Raw genomic sequence first — 19221 nt, forward strand, 5'->3', positions numbered from 1 at the left:
CATAACCACGGTCGGGTCAGGCTCCAAACCCGGCATCGACGCGATCGATAACGCGCCAGCCGGTCGCCTCGCTGAAAAGGCGGGCCGCATAAAGGGCCGCGCCATGGTTTGCGTGATGTGAGGGCGGAAACGGACGATCGAATCTGGTGCTGGGCGACGATACGGCGACCTCAAATCCCTTGCGGTCCCGCCGGACCTCAATTTGCGGCACCGCGATCATGGCGTCGGAGACCATTTGTGCGCGAGGTAAACGGGAATGCGCGCACGATATTCGCCATGATCGCCCGGCGCCGACCAATCGGTTTCGTCCCCATTCGGTTCTATGTCGCCTCCGCATTCAAGATCGGTATCGCCATCGATTTCATCGAGCCGATCAATGGCGGATTGCGCAATTTGGGTGAGAAGTGATCGACCCACCGCGTGAATGTTTGCGAGCAATATGTTAGCGGCGGCCTCAACCTCGGCGGGGCGGATCATTTCTGCCTCCCTGACATTGCATCGTTGTAGGGACGTAGCCAATCAGGCTCGTATTTAAGTATGGCCCGCAGCTCGTCGTCAGGAGGGTTCGCAGAGACGCGATCGGGAGCGTGGATGCCCACGACGCGGCCCAATATCTTCTCGGTCATGTACTTTAGTTCAAGCGGACCGTCGGACATTTCAACGACACCGCGGCGGCGCTGGCCGGGGCTTTTTGCCCACCATCGGACTTCGCCATCACTCCCATTCTTGCTGTAGACGACGTCGATTGAGCGAACGCGCTTCTCGCGGCCGTAGAAGGTCGTTCCGGCGCTCTGCTCGACCAGATACCAGCCGCCGCTTTCGGGGTATAACAGGGGCTGATCGGTAACGACCGCGACCTCGCCGGGCGCGATCAGCGGCAAGCATCCGGTGTCGGTGACGGCGTGGGCGGCGAATTCGGGCGGAATGCTCGCGAAGAGGCGAAGGCTTGGCATCGCTACAGGTGCCATCGGCTGAACATTGCGGAGTTCTAGTGCGCGGGTCATGCGATATTTCCCTGGCGGCCGACGAAAGAGCGGAGACCATGTGAATGCATGTGAGCCTTCACCGCAGCAGCGCCGCAGGGCATCGCCTCGAGCAGATCGAGCAGGGCTAACATTTTGCCGTCATAGGCATTGCGGCGGAAGCTGGCAGACTCGTCGCGCAGAGCATCCGGCCAATCTGCCGGTGGCTCCGCATATTCGGGACTGCCCCAATATTCCGGTCTCCAAAAGCCGCCGCTGCCGTCACGATTGATCTGCACCGCCCCGCCGGCATCGGTCCATTTCTGCAGCCACGTCGCTGCAAAAATGTCGAGGCCGGGCGCAAGCTCGTCGGGAATCTGTGTCGCGCCCGAGCTTCCGGCGCTATCGGTATTATCAGCCATGTGTTCGACTCCTAGTAGTCGGTGGTGGTTAGGGCCGGGGCGGAGGGTGCAACCAACGCTCTGGCCCGACTTAGGCGTCTCCCAAGTGATAACATAATTATCATTTTCAACGAGGTTGCGTCAAGCGCAAATTGGTAATAGAGTTACCACCATGAAACGGGACATGGATTTGTTGCGCAAGTTGCTGCTTGCGGTGGAGGAGTCTCCAAAAGCCGCCCTGCAAAGGATGCCGGCGTTTGAAGGGTTCACCGAGGATATAATTGCCGAGCACACGAGGTTAGCATTTGACGCGGGCTTGCTTGAGGGTGCCAGCTTAAAGCTGCTGAAGGGCCCGCCTCAGTTCGCCAATATCTCGCTTACATGGAGCGGCCACGAGTTTCTGGAAAAAACCCGTGATCCTGAGATTTGGGAAAAAACGAAGACTGCGGCAGGCAAGGTCGGGTCATTTTCCCTTCCACTGATTATGGAAGTCGCTGCCGGCTACATGAAAGCTAAAGCGGCCGCTCTTGGCATTCCAATCCTTTAACGACCCCGCGAACGGAACCAGAAATGACGCCGACCCAATCAAAGATGGCCCGCGTGGGGCTGAAATGGACCACCGACGACCTGGCTGCAAAAGCAGCCGTGGGACGAATGACGGTGGCGCGCTTCGAGCGTGGCGATAGTGTCGCAGGATCATCAGTCGACAAAATGCGCGCTGCGCTCGAAGTGGCAGGCGCCGACTTTACGCGCAAGTCTGGCAAGGTCGGCGTAGTGGTGCCCGAGTGAGCAATGACCGGTCCCGATGGATGGTGGTCTTCTTCATCCTGCTCAGCGCGATCCCTTTGCAAGCTGCAGCGATGTGGACTCATACTGAAACGTCGTGGCTCGACTGGCTTGTCCTCGCCTTTCTGGCCATCCTCGTCGTGGCGCACGTCGGATCCAAGGTGCCAGAGTAACAAAATCGGCGCTTTCTCGCGTTGCGCGGGCAATCCTTTCGCTAGATTGTGGACGCGCTGGTCGGCCAAGTGTGAGACGTCATAGCCTCGGGGCGGAAGCTTGAGACTACCCGCCCGCCAGCCTCTCCAGCGGCGGCATACATTGACTCAGGACTCGCCGTATGATTCAAGCTCGGTAGTGGGGGTGCTATGACGGTCTGCGTCGCGGTGAAAGTTCATGACTGTATAGTCTTCGCCGCCGACAGCGCGTCGTCCCTTATCGATTCATCGCTCGAAGACGGCACGCCGCTGATCGCGAACGTGTACTCGCATGGCAACAAGGTCTTCAATCTGCGCAAAGGCCTGCCGATCGCAGCGATGACATGCGGAATGGGCAATATCGGTCCCGTGTCGATTAGCACCCTCGCGAAGGACCTCCGGGTTCGTCTCACTGATATCGCTGACGAATGGTACGTTGACCCTGAGGATTACACGATCGAGCAGGTCGTGGATCGCGCGCGTGAATTCTTCTTTGATGATCATTATCAAAAGCTCGAGAACAAGCCGACGGGCAACCATGAATTTCAGTTCTGGATTGCAGGCAATTGCTCAAAAGAAATGCACGGCGAAATCTGGCGGATACGCATCGTGAACGGTGAATGTCCGGAGCCCGAACGCTTGGCCGGTAAAGATGAATTTGATGTCCTCTATGACGGTCAGCCGGAGGCAATTAACCGGATCGTAAATGGCTACAGCCAGTTTCTTCCTCGGGCGCTGCTCGAGATTGGATTGCCGGAAGAGAACTTGGATTCAGTCCTGAGTCATATTGAAACACATACGCGTGCGCGGTTGATATCGCCTGCGATGCCGGTACAGGACGCAATCGCTCTAGCTGATTTCCTTGTGGAAACGACGAAGGCTTATGTGCGTTTTTCTCCCGGTGCTGATACTGTCGGCGGTGACACCGACATCTGCGTCGTAACGAAGCACGAAGGCTTTAAATGGATTCGTCGTAAGCACCATTTTGACCTTAGACTTAACCCTGTGGAGGCAAATCATGACTGATAAGCCAGTGTCAGAGAATTCGCGGCCGAGGGTAGTTTTTGACCTTAAAATGCCGCGGTATGAATACCGGCAGGCCGATGGAGTTTCCCTGTCGGTCGACCGCAAGCGCTCGGCAGTCGCAAAGCCGCCAGCGAACTGTCTGGCTAACTTGCGCCCGTAAAACTAGGCGCGAGCTTTTCCGCCAATGGGCACGACAATGCCGCCCTTGCGCAACTGGTCGAGATAATCCGACCACCATTGCGCCATTTTTACCCGTTCGTCCCAATAGGGACTGCGATTATAGATCCCGCGCGCCTTGTCGGGATCGCCGTGCGACAGCGCCCGTTCAATCGCATCCGGATGCCATTTGCGAGATTCATTGAGCAGCGTTGAGGCAGTAGATCGAAAGCCGTGACCGGTCATTTCATCGTTGGAATATCCGAGGCGCCGCAGCCCGGCGTTGATTGTATTCTCGCTCATTGGCCGGGCGCGGGTCCGAACGCTTGGGAAGGCATAACCGGACGGTCCGGTAATCGAATGTAACTCGCGAAAGAGGCCGATTACTTGATGCGACAGGGGCACATTGTGGGGCTTTCTCATCTTGGTCTTCTCGGGCGGGATGCACCATACGGCCTCGTCCAGGTCTATTTCATCCCACCGCGCGTGCCTCAGTTCGCTCGGACGAACGAAAACATGCGCAGCGATCTGCAAGGCTAGTCGCGTCACGCCTGCGCCCTGGCCGCCATATCCGTCGATTGCACGCAGCAACGCTCCGAGTTCCGGTTCCGCGATAATTGCAGCGTGACTGACGATTTTGCGCTTCTTCAATCCGCCGCGAAGATCGCGCGTTGGGTCAGACTTTAACCTGCCGCTTTGAACTGCGAATCGGAAAACTGCGCCGGCGAGTTGCATTGTGCGATGAGCGCTTTCAATCTTACCCGCAGTTTGGATGCTATTCACTGCGGCATAGACGTCGATGCCTTCGATCTCAGTGATTGGCATCCTCCACAGCGACGGACGCAAAAGCGATAACAGGTGTTCGCAGCGTTTCGCTGTCGAAGGCGCCCACGTTTGGTCTTCCTTTTGCTTGGCGATCATTTCAACCGCGATGGCGCCGAACGTATTGTCAGCCGAGATGCGAGAGCGCAGCTTGGTTTTGCGCTGCTCGATCGATGGATCCTTGCCGGCGGCGATCAACGAGCGGGCTTCGTCACGCCGCTTGCGAGCTTCGCCCAAAGAGACATCGGGGAAAGTGCCTAAGCCTAGCTTCTTTTCGCGGCCGTCTATCCGGTACTTTAGCCGCCAGAGCTTACCGCCTGAGGGTTGGATCAGGAGAAACAGGCCCAAGGCATCACCCATTTTGTAGGGTTTTTCTCGCGGCTTGGCGTTCTGAATAGCGATCGACGTTAGCGGCATCCTGCAAAACCTTTCCCAATCTGGCCCCCGGCGCGGGGGGCCACGAGGCTGCCGATATCCAGGTGGCCCCATATGTGGCCCCCGCTCATACCTGATTGCATTTGAATGCGGGCGAACGGATTGGATCAACAAACCCTTAAATACCGGGATTTTTTGAGGCCTGTAAAGGCAATTTCGAACAGATCGGAACAGGATTATGGAGCGGGTGAAGGGAATCGAACCCTCGTCACTTGCTTGGGAAGCAAAAGCTCTACCATTGAGCTACACCCGCTCGGCGCTGCGCGATTGGCACAGGTGGGGGCGGCGGTCAATATTCGTATCAGCGCGTCGTTTCGCTGATTGTTTCCATCGCGACGAAGGTCGAGGTGCTGGCGACGTGTGGCAGGCTAGAGATTTTTTCGCCCAGGACGATGCGATAGCGGCGGATGTCGACGGTGCGGACCTTGAGCAGATAGTCGAAGCTGCTCGCGATCATGTGGCATTCCTCGACCTCGGGAATCGCGCGCACCGCGGCGTTGAATTGTTTGAGCGCCGCCTCGCGGGTGTCCGACAGCTTCACCTCGGCAAATGCGACATGATCGAGTCCGACCTTGGCGGGATCGACGATCGCTGCAAAACCGGTGATCACGCCCTTTTCGACCAGCCGCCGGACGCGTTGCTGGCAGGGGGTCTTCGACAGGCCGACCTGCTGCGCGAGATCGGTGAAGGTGATGCGGCCGTCCTGGCGCAGAATCGCCAGGATTTTCCGGTCGAAATCGTCCAGATCGACTGCGAGGATCGCATTCTTCATGCGAATCACCTAAAACTGGCCAAACAATAGGTCAAAAGATAATTTCAGAAGTCGAAATTCAGTCGGATCGCCGACCGATCCTGCGATATGGTGCGGCCATGACCCAACCCACCGACCGCGCCGCCATCCGCGCCCTCGCCCGCCGCAGCGAATCCGACGTCGTCGTCGAACTGCGCACGGTTCTTGCGACCTCGACCGCCAGCGTCGAGGCGGTGACCCGGCGCGGGCTCGATCTGATCCGCAAGGCCAAGGCCGAGGGTGACCGCGAGACGCTCGTCGCGCAGTTGATGAACCGCTACCGCCTGTCGACCGAAGAAGGCGTTGTGCTGATGTGCCTCGCCGAAGCGCTGCTGCGCGTTCCCGACAGCGCGACCGCCAATGCGCTGATCCGGGACAAGATCGCCGGGCGCCACTGGGCCGAGGGCGATGACGACGACAGCCCGCTGATCGTCGCGCTGTCGGCACGCGGCCTGTCGCTGGGGTCGGCGACCTTGATGCTCGATGCGATGGGCAGCAAAGCGAACCCGCTGACCTTGCTCAAATCGATGGTCCGCCGCTCGGGCGAGCCGGTGATCCGTCAGGCGGCGCTCGCGGCGATGAAGCTGCTGGGCCAGCAGTTCGTGATGGGCGAGACGATCGATGCCGCGGTCAAGCGTGCCGACAAGCAGAAATCGGAGCTGGCAAGCTTCGACATGCTCGGCGAAGCGGCGCGCACTGCCGAGGACGCGGCGCGCTATTTTACCAGCTATGCCGACGCGATTACCCGCATCGGCAAGGACGCCAAGCCCGGCGATCCGCATGCCAATCACGGCATTTCAATCAAACTGTCGGCGCTCCACCCGCGCTATGAATATCTCCAGCGCGCACGGGTGATCGGCGAGCTGGTGCCGCGGGTGATCGAGCTCGCGCAAGCGGCGAGGGCGGTGAACATTCCGCTGATGATCGACGCTGAGGAAAGCGACCGGCTGGAACCGCATATAGATGTGTTCGCGGCGCTGATCGACGCGGGCATCGCCGATGGCTGGACCGGCCTCGGCATCGTGATCCAGGCGTATCAGAAGCGCGCGCCCGCGGTTATCGAGTGGCTCGCGAACCGCGCGCGGACGCGCGGGGTCAAGCTGTCGATGCGGCTGGTCAAGGGCGCCTATTGGGATACCGAGATCAAGCGTGCGCAGACGTTGGGGCTCGGCGACTTCCCGGTGTTCACCGCGAAACTCCACACCGACCTGAACTATATGCGCTGCGCCCAGTTGCTGCGCGATTGCCAGGATTGCATCTATCCGGCGTTCGCCAGCCATAATGCGATGACACTAGCCTTTGTCGCCGAATTGTTCGCGGGCGCCGACTATGAACTGCAGCGGCTGCACGGCATGGGAGAGGGCGCACACGATGCGCTTGTCGCGCTGTTCCCACCGCCGCGCCCGGTGCGCGTCTATGCCCCCGTTGGCACGCACCGCGACCTGCTCGCCTATCTCGTCCGCCGCCTGCTCGAAAATGGCGCGAACTCCAGCTTCGTGCATCAATTCTCGGACCCCGATGTCAGCGCCGAACAGCTCGCGGTCGATCCGCGCAGCGTCGCCAGCGCCGCGACGTCAAAGATTGCGACGGGCCTTGGCCTGTTCGATCCGGCGCGCCGCAATTCGCGCGGCTATGATCTGGGCGAACCCGGTGTCCCCGAGGCGCTGGTCGCCGCGATCGGTGCGGCACGGCGCAGCGACCGGGTCGCGGCACCGATCGTTGGCGGCGTAGCGCGCGCGGGTGCAGGCGAGGCGGTGCGCAATCCCGCGACGGGCGCCGTCGTCGGTCAGGTGATCGAGGCCGACCGCGCGGCGGTTGCCGATGCCGTCGCCGCAGCCCGCGCCGCGCACGGCAATTGGAGCCTGGCGGGGGGCGCTTTCCGCGCCGAACGGCTCGAACGCGCTGCCGATCTGCTCGAAGAGCATGATGCGCTCTTCCTGGGCCTCGCGATCGACGAGGCGGGCAAGACTTTGGTCGACGCGATCGCCGAGGTGCGCGAGGCGGTCGATTTCCTGCGCTATTATGCGGGTCAGGCGCGCGCCGATTTCACCTACCCCGTCGCGCTGCCCGGTCCGACCGGCGAGCGCAACGAGCTGATGCTCGAGGGCAAGGGGGTGTTCGTGTGCATCAGCCCGTGGAACTTCCCGCTCGCGATCTTCCTAGGCCAGGTCGCGGCAGCGCTCGCCGCGGGCAATAGCGTGCTGGCGAAGCCCGCCGAACAGACGCCGCTGATCGCCCACGCCGCGGTGGAATTGTTGCTTGAGGCGGGAATCCCCGGCGACGTGCTTCACTATCTCCCCGGCCGCGGCGAGACGGTAGGCGCGGCGCTCACCGGTAACCCCGATATCATCGGCGTCGCCTTTACCGGATCGACCGAAGTCGCGCGCGCGATCAACCGCGGCCTCGCGCTGCGCGACGGCCCGATCGCCACTTTGATCGCCGAGACGGGAGGCGCCAACGCGATGATCGTCGATTCGACCGCGCTGCCCGAACAGGTCGCGCGCGATGCGGTGGCGAGCGCGTTCCAGTCAGCGGGGCAGCGCTGTTCGGCGCTGCGCCTGCTGTGCGTGCAAGAGGATGTCGCCGACACGATGATTGCGATGGTTGCGGGCGCGATGGCCGAGTTGAATGTTGGCGAGCCCGCGCTGCTATCAACCGACGTCGGCCCGATCATCGACGACGAGGCGCAGGCCAATATTGCGGCCTATGTCGCCGAAGCGCGCGCCGCGGGGCGCGTGATCGCCCAAGCGCAGCGCACCAACCTGCCCGCGGGCGGCCATTTCGTCCCACCGGTGGTGATCCGTCTCGATCATGTCACCGATTTGAAACGCGAGATTTTCGGCCCCGTGCTGCACGTCGCGACATGGAAGGGCGGCGAGCTCGACGCGCTGATCGATGCGATCAACGCCTCGGGCTATGGCCTGACGCTCGGCGTCCACACCCGCATCGACGGCGTCGCGGCGCATATCGCTGCGCGCGCGCAGGTCGGCAACGTCTATGTGAACCGCAACCAGATCGGTGCCATCGTCGGCTCGCAGCCGTTCGGCGGGCGCGGGCTGTCGGGGACCGGCCCAAAGGCGGGCGGGCCGCACTATCTGCACCGCTTTGCCGAGGAAAAGACGATCAGCACGGACATCACCGCGGCGGGCGGCAATGCGGCGTTGATGGCGGGGTAACAGGGTTCACGCGGAGAAGCGGAGGCACAAAGAGAGTCTCAAAACCGTTCGTGCTCAGCTTGTCGAAGCCCGGTCTTCTTCCGCGGTCAAAAAAGAACGGCCCTGCGACAAGCTCAGGGCGAGCGGAGAGCGGATAGTCTTCGTGGCTTTGGACTTTGTGCGAACCAAATTAATTCTACGCCCCCGGCACCCCCAGCAACTGCGCCTGCGCCTTCAGCCGCCCCGCCGCCGCGGGGTTCGCAGCAATCCCGTCCTTCAGCGCCTGCGCGGCTTTCGCGGTTTCGCCCAGCGTCATCCGGCTCCGCATCAGCATGATCCAGCGGTCGACGTCGGCAGGATTGGACTTCAGCTTGGCCTCCAGCCCCTCGACCATGCCCTGGATCATTTGATCCTGCTGACCCTTGGGCAGTTGCGACGCGGCTTCCATGTCGGCGCGGCTCGGCCCCGGAATGCCGCGGGCGGCGACGGGTAATTCGTCGGCGGTCAGCGGGCGCGCCTGCGTGCTCGCGAGGCGGCTGGCGACGTCGATCTTGTGGATCGCACCGACCTGCTCGATCGTGCGGCGGAGGTCGGCCTCCCACGGCGCGCCCTGCGGCGTGTCGGTGAGCAGCGCGAACCAGTCGTTGATCGCGCCCTGATGATCGCCGCCAATGTCCTTTTTCACCGCGAGGAAATAGCGCGCGCGGGGATCCCTGGCATCAAGCGCAATTGCCTTGTCGAAAGCGGCGAGCGCAGCGGCGGGCATCGGGTCGCTGTCGCTGCCCATCACCCGCGCCTCGCCCAGCGCCGACCACAGCCCCGCCGACTCGGGCGAGAGCGCAGTCGCTTTTTCATACGCCGCGGCGGCACCGCCAAAATCGCTGAGGTCGAATCGCGCCGCGCCGAGTGCGGTCCACGCTTCGGCGCTGTTCGGTTCGCTTTTGGTGCGTGCCTCGAGAGCGGCAAGCTGGTCGGACGGCGGGGCGACGGCGTGCGCGGCCGGATCGGCCCCCGCGGGCGCCGAATCGCGCCAGTTTGCGTAGCCGATTGCCGCCGCCAGCAGCACAAAAGCGGCAATCAGAATCGCGCGATTGGGGCCGGTCATGCCGCGCTTCGCGCCTTCGCCGATGCTCTTGGTCTCGCTCATTTTTGCCCCTTTGCGCGCGCAGCGGAAAAATGCCGCCTGTGCGCGCCATCATATTGCCTTTGCTTGGCGATGGTGTAGCCTTTGACACACAAGGTCGGTCAACGATTAAAATCGTCGGGGTCGCACCGGCTTTCCCAGTCATACTAGGGGAGGGGTGCATGGCAGTTTCGGATCACGTCGATTTTTCGACGTTCATGGAAGGCGTAAAGAAGCGTAACCCGGGGCAGCCCGAGTTCGTGCAGGCAGTTCAGGAGGTGTCGGAAGACATCTTCGACTTCATCGCCGACAAGGAAGAATATCACGCGCAGCAGATCTTGCGGCGCATTGCCGAACCCGACCGAGTCGTATCATTCCGCGTCTGCTGGGAGGATGACAACGGCAATGTCCGCGTCCAGCGTGGCTGGCGCGTCCAGAACAACAATGCCATCGGCCCGTACAAGGGCGGCATTCGTTTCCACCCGTCGGTCACCGAATCGGTGCTCAAATTCCTCGCGTTCGAACAGACGTTCAAAAATGCGCTCACCGGGCTGCCGATGGGCGGCGGCAAGGGCGGGTCGAACTTCAATCCCAAGGGCAAGAGCGTGCGCGAGATCATGCGCTTTTGCCAAAGCTTCATGACCGAGCTGTATCGCCACATCGGCGCCGACATCGACGTGCCCGCGGGCGACATCGGGGTGGGCGGGCGAGAAATCGGCTTCATGTTCGGCCAGTATAAGCGGATCACCAACGAATTCACCGGGGTGCTCACCGGCAAAGGGCTCGAATGGGGCGGCTCGCTGATCCGCACCGAGGCGACCGGCTATGGCGCGGTCTATTTCCTCGCCAACATGCTCGCCGCCAAGGGACAGGATCTGGTCGGCAAGACTGCGGTTATCTCGGGTTCGGGCAATGTCGCGACGCACGCGGCGGAAAAGATCGTCCAGCTCGGCGGCAAGGTGCTGACCCTCTCCGATTCGGGCGGCTTCATCCACGATCCCGACGGCATCGATCAGGAAAAGATCAATTGGGTCAAAACCCACAAGACCCACCGCCGGGGCCGGATCGAGGAATATTGCGACGAATTTAAGGGCGCCAGCTTCACCGCGGGCAAAACGCCGTGGGGCGTGAAGTGCGACGTCGCACTTCCGTGCGCGACGCAAAACGAGCTGCTCGGCGACGACGCGCGCGAACTGGTCAAAAATGGCTGTATCGCGGTCAGCGAAGGCGCCAACATGCCGACCAATCTGGAAGGCGTGCATGTCTTCAAAGACGCGAAGATCATGTTCGCGCCGGGCAAGGCGGCCAATGCCGGGGGCGTCGCGGTGTCGGGGCTGGAAATGAGCCAGAACAGCGGGCGTCGCAGCTGGAGCGAGCCCGAGCTGCAGCAGATGCTCAAAGACATCATGGACGGCATTCACAAAAGCTGCATCACCTATGGCGATCAGGGCGGCGGCTATATCGATTATGTGAAGGGGGCTAACATCGGCGGCTTCAAGAAAGTCGCTGACGCGATGCTGGCTTTCGGGGTAGTGTAATTGCGGTCCTAAGGCGCAAAAAGTGTCGGGTCGGGGGAAAAGGGGTATGCGCGAATGACGACGCACGCTGGGAAGGAGCGCGGCGATCGGCCTTGGGCTGCGTTTGCGGCTCTGGCGTTGATGCTGCTTGCGCTTGCGCTGGCGGAGTTCGTCTTCGCTGCCCCTGCCCGCTCGCAGGGTGAAAGCGGTGCGCGTTACACTGGTGTGGCGTCGTGCGCCGGATCGACCTGCCACGGCCGGATGGAGGGCGACGGGACCGTCGTGCGCCAGGACGAGCTGATGAAATGGCAGGAACCATCGACCCCCGGCGGCGCCCACAGCCGCGCGTGGGCGGTGCTGAGCAACAATCGCAGCCAGTTCATCGCGCGCAATCTGGGCATCGGCGATCCCGCAACGGCGCAGATGTGCATCGGCTGTCACGCGACCGCCGGTGCGGTTGCTGCCAAGGGTGCAATGCGCGGCAGCGTGCCGACCGAAGATGGCGTCGGCTGCGAGTCGTGCCACGGCCCCGCGGGGGGCTGGCTCGCCAGCCACTATGCCGGGGTTGGGACCAGCGCCAATCCCGACGCCGAAATGCGCCAGAAACATCTCGCCAACCTGTCGGCGGGGCTGAAAAAGCTCGAGGATCCGGTGGTCCGCGCCGGGGTGTGCGTCGATTGCCATTTCGGGTCGGCCAGCGACGGGCAGTTCGTCACCCACCGCATCATGGCGGCGGGGCATCCGCGCATCGCCTTCGAGCTCGACCTCTTCTCCTCGCTACAGGCGCATCATCAGGAGGATGCCGATTATGGCTGGCGCAAGTTCGGCGCCGCAAACGCGCGCACCGACCATGTCCAGATGTGGGCAGTGGGCCAGGCGACCGCGATCGAGCGCAGTCTGGCGCTGTTCCAGTCGCGGCGCGGGACCGAAGGGATGTTCCCCGAATTCTATTTCCTCGATTGTCACAGCTGCCATCGCCGCATCTTCGATCAGGCAAAGCCGGTGCGGACCGGAGTCGACAATCCCGGGCGGCAAATTCCGGAGGGGATGCCGCCCTATAATGACGAAAATCTGATCATGCTCGCCGCCGCCGCGCGGCTGGCCGCACCCGCGCTCGCCGACCAGCTCGCGGCGCGCACCGCGGCGTTCCACAAGGCGATAGCGACTGACCGCCCCAGCGCGGTCGCTGCCGCGGCACAGTTGTCGCAGACCGTCGCGGCGCTCAAGAGCGCCTTTGCGGCGCGCAGCTTCACGGGGACCGACGCCTTTGCGATGGTCGATGCGATTTCGGCGAAAGCGATCGGCGACCGCTTCACCGATTATTCGGGGTCGCAGCAGGCGGTGATGGGGGTCGATACCTTGCTCAATGCGATGGTGTCGTCTGGCCGCGTCACGGTCGGAGCCGCAGCGGGTATCCGCGGCGACATCGACCGGGCGTATGCCGCGGTAAAGGATCCCAACGCGTATAAGCCCGCCGAATTCCAGGCGTCGCTCGGCAGCGCCGTGCGCGCCATCCGGGCGTTGCGGTAAGATCATGCGAACGAAAAACCAATTCTTCCGCTCAGCGGCCTTTGCCGCGATGGGGGCGTTGCTGCTGACATCATGCGGAGGTGGAGGCGGCGGAGGCAGCACGCCGACGCCAAGTCCGACCCCCTCGCCCACCCCGACCCCGACTGGCGGCCTCTACACCCCGCCTGCCGCCGAGGCGCTGACCACGAGCGACGTTGAGCGCGTGCTGGCGCAAGCCATAGCGGAAGCGCAAGCGCGCGGCCTGCCCTCGGTGATCGCGGTAACCGACCGCGTCGGCAATGTCCTGGGCGTGTTCCGCATGACCGGCGCGCGCGCGACGGCGACGACCGCCGGCGCGCCGAACGGCGTGAACATCGACGCGCAGAATGTCACTTTTCCAGCCGAAGGCGGCGCGATCGCTAAGGCGGTGACGGGCGCGTATCTGTCGAGCGGCGGAAACGCCTTTTCGACCCGCACCGCCAGCCAGATCGTCCAGGAACATTTCCCGCCCGCGCCGACGACCGTCGGGCTCGAAAGCGGCCCGCTGTTCGGGGTGCAGTTCAGCCAGCTGCCGTGCAGCGACCTGTCGGCGCGTTTCGGCGCGGCGGGCGGCGCAGCGCTGATCGGCCCGAAACGCTCCCCGCTCGGCCTCGCCGCCGATCCGGGCGGGCTGCCGCTTTACAAGAATGGCGTGCTCGTCGGCGGCATCGGGGTGATGGGCGACGGTGTCTATGGCAGCGATCCCAATATCCTCGACATCGACAATGACCCCGAGGAATTCATCGCGCTGGCGGGAACGCGCGGGTTCGAAGCGCCCTCGACGATCACCGCCGACAAGATCACCGTCGATGGAACCAGCTTGCGCTTTTCCGACGCGAGTTTTGCCGGGGTGATGACCAGCGGCGGCGCGAGCTTTGCAAGTCTCAACGGCAGCGCGGGCAGTCTGGTCGCGGTCATCGGCTATGCCAATGCCGCGGTGACCGCGGGGACCGCCTATGGCAGCGAAGCGTCGGGCATTCGCGCGTCGACTGCCGCCGAATTTTCGAACCGCGATGCCTTTGTTCTGACCGACGGCAGCGGCACCAACCGCTATCCGCTGCGCGCCGGGACCGACGGCGCGACCAACAGCGCGCCGCTGTCGCAGGCGGAGGCGCGCGCGGTGCTCGAAGAGGCGTTCACGGTGATGAGCCGCGCCCGCGCGCAGATCCGCCGCCCGCTCGACAGCCGTGCGCAGGTGACGATCAGCATCGTCGACACGCACGGTTCGGTGCTCGGCATCGTCCGTTCGCCCGACGCGCCGATTTTCGGGACCGACGTCAGCCTGCAAAAAGCACGCACCGCGGCCTTTTTCTCGGGCGCACAGGCCGCGACTGAGCTCGGCGCCAATGCCAGCGCCGACATCCGCCAGTTTGTCCCCGCGACGCGCACCTTCCTGAACAATCCCGCCGCGCTCACCGGCACGATAGCCTTCTCCGACCGCGCCAATGGAAATCTCTCGCGACCCTATTTCCCCGATGGCGAAGTCGGACGTCCGCCGGGGCCGCTGTCGCGTCCGATCGCGCAGTTCAATCCCTTCTCCACCGGGCTGCAATCGGCACTGATCATCGGCGATCTTGGCGCGCATCTGGGCTTCGTTTCGGGTGCGAGTCCGACCGATACGCCGCAACGCTGTACGACGCTGCCCGACGTGGCGGCGGGGCAGAACCGGCTGCAGAACGGCATCCAGATTTTTCCCGGGTCGGTCCCCATTTATCGCGGCAACCAGCTGGTCGGGGCGATCGGGGTGTCGGGCGACGGCATCGATCAGGACGATATGATCAGCTTTCTCGGCGCGCATAACGGCGGCGCGCGGGTCGGCGGCATCGGCAATGCCCCGGCGACCCTCCGCTCCGACCGCGTCGTCGTGACGCTCGCCGACAACCGGACGGTGCGGCTGCGCTATATCAGCTGCCCGTTCGCGCCGTTCCTCGACACGGCGCAGCAAAATGTCTGCGACGGGCTGTAGGCGATGATGGCGGGGGGTAGCCTTTGGCCGATCATCGCGAGCCTCGCGGCGCAGGGCGCGCCGGGGGCCGAGGTGACGCCGCCGCCGCCCGCGCCCGAAGATCCGCCAGTTGCCGGGGACGCTGCGACTGCCGAACAGCCCGCCGACGAACTGATTCCGCCGCCGCCGCCCGTCGACTGGCAGGACATGATCAAGGACGATCTGGTCACCCAGATCATCGAAGGGCGACGCCGTCCCGGCTATCGCCCCGACCTGCCCGACGCGCTCAGCCAGGACAATGTCGGCGCGCTGCGCCCGCCGCCGCCGCAGGCGTTTCCGGGAATGGAGGACCAGTTGCCGGTCCCCGACCGCTGGCGCCTCATCGAGTCACTCGGCGTGGTCAAGGAACGCTGGTTCGACCCCTATCACCAGAACACCTATAAGGGCGACCGCGCGATCGACCGTAGCAAGGTGCCGTGGTTGCCGATCAAGGGCGACGACTGGTTCATCGTCGCCAATGCGGTGTCCGACACCGTGTTCGAACCGCGCACCTTCCCGATCCCCGTTGGGGTCCAGACCACCGAACGCCCTGGCAGCCTCGACGTGTTCGGCAAGGACCGCAGCTTTGTCCTTGCCCAGACCTTCATCGTCGGCGCGGCGCTGATCAAGGGGTCGACCGCGTTCAAGCCGCCCGACATCGAATATCGCGTCACCCTTGCCTATCAGGCCAATTATGTCGACGTCCCCGAACGGCGCGTCCTCGACGTGCGCCCGTCGAAGTCGAGCCATCGCTACGACTCGTTCCTGGGGGTGCAGGAATTTTTCATCGACAAGCATCTCGGCAACACGTCGGACCGTTATGACTTTTATTCAGTGCGGCTTGGTATCCAGCCGTTCCAGAGCGATTTTCGCGGCTTCCTGTTCAATGACAGCCAGCTCGGGCTGCGTTTTTTCGGCAATCGCGACAACAATCGTTTCCAATATAATTTCGCGGCCTTCTGGCGGCTCGAAAAAGACACCAATTCGGGTCTGAACGACATCACCCAGTCCCCGCGCGACGACTTCATCCTGACCGCCAACCTCTATCGCCAGGATTTTCCGGTCGTCGGGCTGACCAGCCAGGTCAGCGTGACCTATAATATGAACCGCGAAAAGAACGACGTGCAGATCGACCACAACGGCTTTCCGGTGCGCCCGGCGCTGCTCGGCGACCTGCGTGGGCGCGAATATGATGTCGTTTATCTGGGTTACAGCGCCGACGGACGGATCGGGCGGATCAATCTGACCGCAAGCTTCTATGCGGCGCTCGGCGAAGACCGGAACAGCTTCTTCACCAGCAAACCGGCGCAAATTCGCGCGGGCTTTGGCGCAGTCGAGCTCAGCTACGACTATGACTGGATGCGCTTCCGTCTTTCGGGCCTATACGCGACCGGCGACGGCGATCCGTATAACAACACCGAGGGCGGCTTCGACGCGATTTTCGAAAACCCGATCTTCGGCGGCGCCGACACCAGCTATTGGATCCGCCAGACGATCCCCTTTGCCGGGGGCGGCCGCGTCATTTCGATCAACGGCCGCAACGGCATCCTGAATTCGCTACGTTCTTCGAAGGAAGAGGGGCAGTCGAATTTCAACAACCCCGGCACCGTGTTCGTTGGCGTCGGTGCCGATTTCGACCTGACCCCCGAATTTCGCGTCAGTGCCAACGCCAATCATCTGTGGTTCGAAAATACCTCGTCGCTGCAGGCGCTGCGCACCGAAGGATCGATCCCCAAGGATATTGGCTTCGACTTGTCGGTCGCGACTATCTGGCGGCCGAAGGCGACTCAGAACATCGTCGGACGTCTCAGCGGCGCGGTGCTGCTGCCCGGCGAGGGGTTCAAGGATCTGTTCGATAACAAGCAGAAGAACGACGCCTATGTGTCGATCCTCGCCAATGTAATTTTGAGTTTTTGATGATGATGATGCGCAAACTCTTTGCTCTGCTGGCCTTCGTCACGATGTGTGCCGCATTTGGCGCCAGTGTGGTTCGCGCCGCCGAGGAAGAGAAGCCGCTCAAGATCACCTATCGCTTCACGCCGCCCGCGCCGCGCGAACAAAGCGAGGCCGATGTCAGCGCGAAGTCGGAGGGCTGCTACAGCTGCCACACGCACACCGACCAGCCGTCGATGCACGCGACGCCTGCGGTGCGTTTGGGCTGCACCGATTGCCACGGCGGCGACGCGAGCCAGGTCGGCTCCCCCTCGCTCGGCTACACGCACGCCACCAACAAGGCGGTGATGGCGCTCGCGCATCCGCAGCCCACCTTGCCCGGCGCCTGGCACGACAGCTCGGCGAACCCGCAGCGCAGCTACACATTGCTCAACAAGGAATCGCCCGAATTCATTCGCTTCGTAAACCCCAGCGACTACCGCGTCGCGCGCGAGGCGTGCGGCGCCTGCCATCTCGAAGTGATCGAGGCCACCGAACGCTCGCTAATGTCGACCTCGGCAATGCTGTGGGGCGGCGCTGCCTATAACAATGGGATCGTACCGTATAAAAATTACGTATTTGGAGAGGCTTATACGCGCACTGGCGAGGCCGCCTGTATCCTTTCGCCCTCTTCGCGGCTGACCGCAGAGGAATATAAGGAGGCGTGCAAGCCCAGCTTCGGGTTCGACAAGATCCTGACCGACGACGAGAAAAAGCGCGGCGCACTGGCCAAAATGTATCCGCTGCCGCGCTGGAGCGTGATCCCGCCGGGCGACGTGTTCCGCGTCTTCGAACGCGGAGGGCGCAACATCGCGACGCAATTCCCCGAAATCGGCCTGCCCAACCCGTCCGGCAGTATCCAGCGGCTCGAGGAGCCCGGGCGCCCCGACCTCAAACAGTCGAACCGCGGTCCCGGCACGGGGCTGCGCGTCGCGATCCCGGTGCTCAACATCCACAAGACGCGTCTCAACGATCCCTTGATGTGGTTCATGGGGACGAACGATCAGCCCGGCGATTACCGCCATTCGGGCTGCTCGGGCTGCCACGTCGTCTATGCCAATGACCGCGAGCCGCGGCATAGCCTGACCTACGCCAAATATGGCCGCGACGGCGAAACCGACACCGTCGATCCAACGATCCGCGAGAAGCTCTGGACTGGCGACGGCCATGGCGGCGACAAAAAGTCCGCGGGTGGCGGCCATTCCGAGGCATCGCATATGGCCCCCGACGACGGCTTTGTTGGCGGAACCGGACATGGCGGGTTGATCGACCCAGCCGCCGCAGCGGCTGGCGCGCCGCAACGCGAACCGCGCCCGCGCCGCGAATCGGGGCATCCGATCAGCCACGCCTTCACCCGCGCGATCCCGACCTCACAGTGCATGACGTGCCACATGCACCAGCCGAACATCTTCCTGAACTCGTACCTCGGCTACACGATGTGGGACTATGAATCCGACGCGCCGCAGATGTGGCCCGGCCCCAACAATAGCGCGCCGCGCCCGCCGGGAATGAGCGACGAGGACTATCAGAAAAAGTACAAGCAGCAGCGCTATCCGACCGCGGCCGAGGCGCATGCGGTGCTTGAACGCAACCCCGAGGCCGCGGCGACGCGCGGACTATGGGCCGACGTCGAGTTTCTGCGTGACGTCTATGACGTCAACGACAGCAACAAGGATACACAGTTCGCCGATTATCACGGCCATGGCTGGAACTTCCGCGGCATTTTCAAGCGCGACCGCAATGGCAATCTGCTGAACGCCGACGGCAATATGTCGACCTACGGCACCGATACCGCGAACATCATCGACCCCAGGGATCCCGAAAAATGGCGCAGAAGCTGCAGCCATTACACCGATCCCAAGCAGCGCGACCTGTGCCTGTCGAGCGCTGATCCCGGCAAACCGGGGGTTGAAGGCAAGTTCGTGCCGCCCGGTATCAACCCGGGCAAGTCGGTGCATATGATGGACATCCACGCTGAAAAGGGGATGCAATGCGCCGATTGCCACTTCGCGCAGGACAGCCATGGCAATGGCTATATCCAGGGCGAAGTGGCCAATGCGGTCGAGATCAGCTGCAAGGATTGCCACGGCACTGCCGACGCCTTCCCCAACTTGCTCACGTCGAATGTCGCGGCGCGGCCGCAGGGCAACAATCTCGCGCTGCTGCGCAACCCCGACGGACGGCGCCGCTTCGAATTCCAGTATAATGACGATGCCGAGGTGATCGGGCTGATCCAGCGTTCGATCGTCGACCCCAAGCTCGAATGGCAGGTCAGCCTGGTCAAGCAGGCGGTGACGCCGGGGCCGCATTTCAACGCCAAGGCGGCGGGCGCCCCCCGGTAGGGGCGCGGGGGGCGCGGCGCCCGGCACTTTTTGTGGGGGGCGGGGGGGGGG

At 63.1% G+C, this 19221-nt stretch carries 16 protein-coding genes, 1 tRNA gene and 1 pseudogene; 10 read left to right on the top strand and 8 right to left on the bottom strand.

The genetic code is table 11. The features are described from left to right. Positions 1-16: 16 nt before the first annotated feature. The 4 genes from K0M74_RS10420 to K0M74_RS10435 are packed head-to-tail and all read right to left on the bottom strand — an operon-like array spanning position 17 to position 1384. On the bottom strand, positions 17-220 hold the full coding sequence (locus K0M74_RS10420; protein WP_293971555.1) for a hypothetical protein: 204 nt from the start codon (positions 218-220) through the stop codon (positions 17-19). Then, positions 217-477 (bottom strand): hypothetical protein, encoded by a 261-nt coding sequence (locus tag K0M74_RS10425; RefSeq protein WP_293971558.1) that lies wholly within the window; start codon positions 475-477, stop codon positions 217-219. Before K0M74_RS10425 ends, K0M74_RS10420 begins: the two co-directional genes overlap by 4 nt. Beyond that, complete coding sequence (locus K0M74_RS10430) at positions 474-1004, bottom strand: hypothetical protein (protein WP_293971561.1); 531 nt, start codon at positions 1002-1004, stop codon at positions 474-476. Before K0M74_RS10430 ends, K0M74_RS10425 begins: the two co-directional genes overlap by 4 nt. Next, positions 1001-1384 (bottom strand): hypothetical protein, encoded by a 384-nt coding sequence (locus K0M74_RS10435; protein WP_293971564.1) that lies wholly within the window; start codon positions 1382-1384, stop codon positions 1001-1003. The genes K0M74_RS10430 and K0M74_RS10435 overlap by 4 nt, the downstream gene beginning before the upstream one ends. Positions 1385-1547: 163 nt before the next feature. Between K0M74_RS10435 and K0M74_RS10440 the strand changes: the two genes are divergently transcribed. From K0M74_RS10440 to K0M74_RS10455, 4 genes are all read left to right on the top strand, one after another. Beyond that, positions 1548-1910 carry a DUF2513 domain-containing protein gene (locus K0M74_RS10440; RefSeq protein WP_293971567.1) on the top strand — a complete coding sequence of 121 codons (363 nt, stop codon included), beginning with the start codon at positions 1548-1550 and terminating at the stop codon, positions 1908-1910. Positions 1911-1933: 23 nt separating this feature from the next. Continuing rightward, a complete protein-coding gene (locus K0M74_RS10445; RefSeq protein ID WP_293971569.1) occupies positions 1934-2152 on the top strand; it encodes a helix-turn-helix domain-containing protein in 219 nt (72 codons plus the stop codon). 20 nt (positions 2153-2172) lie between these two features. Then, a complete protein-coding gene (locus tag K0M74_RS10450) occupies positions 2173-2322 on the top strand; it encodes a hypothetical protein (RefSeq protein ID WP_293971572.1) in 150 nt (49 codons plus the stop codon). A 189-nt stretch (positions 2323-2511) separates the two neighbouring features. Then, on the top strand, positions 2512-3366 hold the full coding sequence (locus tag K0M74_RS10455; RefSeq protein ID WP_293971575.1) for a hypothetical protein: 855 nt from the start codon (positions 2512-2514) through the stop codon (positions 3364-3366). 162 nt (positions 3367-3528) lie between these two features. On the opposite strand, the gene K0M74_RS10460 is transcribed toward K0M74_RS10455, so the two are convergent. The 3 genes from K0M74_RS10460 to K0M74_RS10470 all read right to left on the bottom strand — a co-directional run bounded on the left by K0M74_RS10460 (position 3529) and on the right by K0M74_RS10470 (position 5551). Continuing rightward, positions 3529-4761 (bottom strand): integrase arm-type DNA-binding domain-containing protein, encoded by a 1233-nt coding sequence (locus K0M74_RS10460; RefSeq protein ID WP_293971578.1) that lies wholly within the window; start codon positions 4759-4761, stop codon positions 3529-3531. 197 nt (positions 4762-4958) lie between these two features. Beyond that, positions 4959-5032, bottom strand: a tRNA-Gly gene (locus tag K0M74_RS10465). A 48-nt stretch (positions 5033-5080) separates the two neighbouring features. After that, complete coding sequence (locus tag K0M74_RS10470; protein ID WP_293971581.1) at positions 5081-5551, bottom strand: Lrp/AsnC family transcriptional regulator; 471 nt, start codon at positions 5549-5551, stop codon at positions 5081-5083. Positions 5552-5649: 98 nt separating this feature from the next. Between K0M74_RS10470 and putA the strand changes: the two genes are divergently transcribed. Further along, positions 5650-8745: a bifunctional proline dehydrogenase/L-glutamate gamma-semialdehyde dehydrogenase PutA gene (gene putA / locus K0M74_RS10475; RefSeq protein WP_293971584.1), complete on the top strand. Its 3096-nt coding sequence runs from the start codon at positions 5650-5652 to the stop codon at positions 8743-8745. Between the two features lie 175 nt (positions 8746-8920). Here putA and K0M74_RS10480 read toward each other — a convergent pair whose 3' ends face one another. Beyond that, the gene (locus K0M74_RS10480) at positions 8921-9871 is read right to left on the bottom strand and encodes a tetratricopeptide repeat protein (RefSeq protein WP_293971587.1); all 951 of its coding nucleotides are present in this window, start codon (positions 9869-9871) and stop codon (positions 8921-8923) included. Between the two features lie 158 nt (positions 9872-10029). Here K0M74_RS10480 and gdhA point away from each other — a divergent pair, with 158 nt between their 5' ends. The 5 genes and pseudogenes from gdhA to K0M74_RS10505 all read left to right on the top strand — a co-directional run. Further along, entirely contained in the window at positions 10030-11385 is a 1356-nt protein-coding gene (gene gdhA / locus K0M74_RS10485) for an NADP-specific glutamate dehydrogenase (RefSeq protein WP_088440079.1), read from the top strand. A 54-nt stretch (positions 11386-11439) separates the two neighbouring features. Beyond that, complete coding sequence (locus K0M74_RS10490; protein ID WP_293971591.1) at positions 11440-12894, top strand: multiheme c-type cytochrome; 1455 nt, start codon at positions 11440-11442, stop codon at positions 12892-12894. Positions 12895-12898: 4 nt separating this feature from the next. Continuing rightward, positions 12899-14878: a heme-binding protein gene (locus K0M74_RS10495; protein WP_293971594.1), complete on the top strand. Its 1980-nt coding sequence runs from the start codon at positions 12899-12901 to the stop codon at positions 14876-14878. A 3-nt stretch (positions 14879-14881) separates the two neighbouring features. Further along, on the top strand, positions 14882-16813 hold the full coding sequence (locus K0M74_RS10500) for a hypothetical protein (RefSeq protein ID WP_293971597.1): 1932 nt from the start codon (positions 14882-14884) through the stop codon (positions 16811-16813). Continuing rightward, a pseudogene (locus tag K0M74_RS10505) lies at positions 16813-19161 on the top strand (cytochrome c3 family protein); the annotation flags it as partial. The gene K0M74_RS10500 and the pseudogene K0M74_RS10505, both read left to right, overlap by 1 nt. Positions 19162-19221 lie beyond the last annotated feature (60 nt).

The sequence above is a fragment of the Sphingopyxis sp. genome, assembly GCF_019459305.1.
Classification (GTDB): Bacteria; Pseudomonadota; Alphaproteobacteria; order Sphingomonadales; family Sphingomonadaceae; genus Sphingopyxis.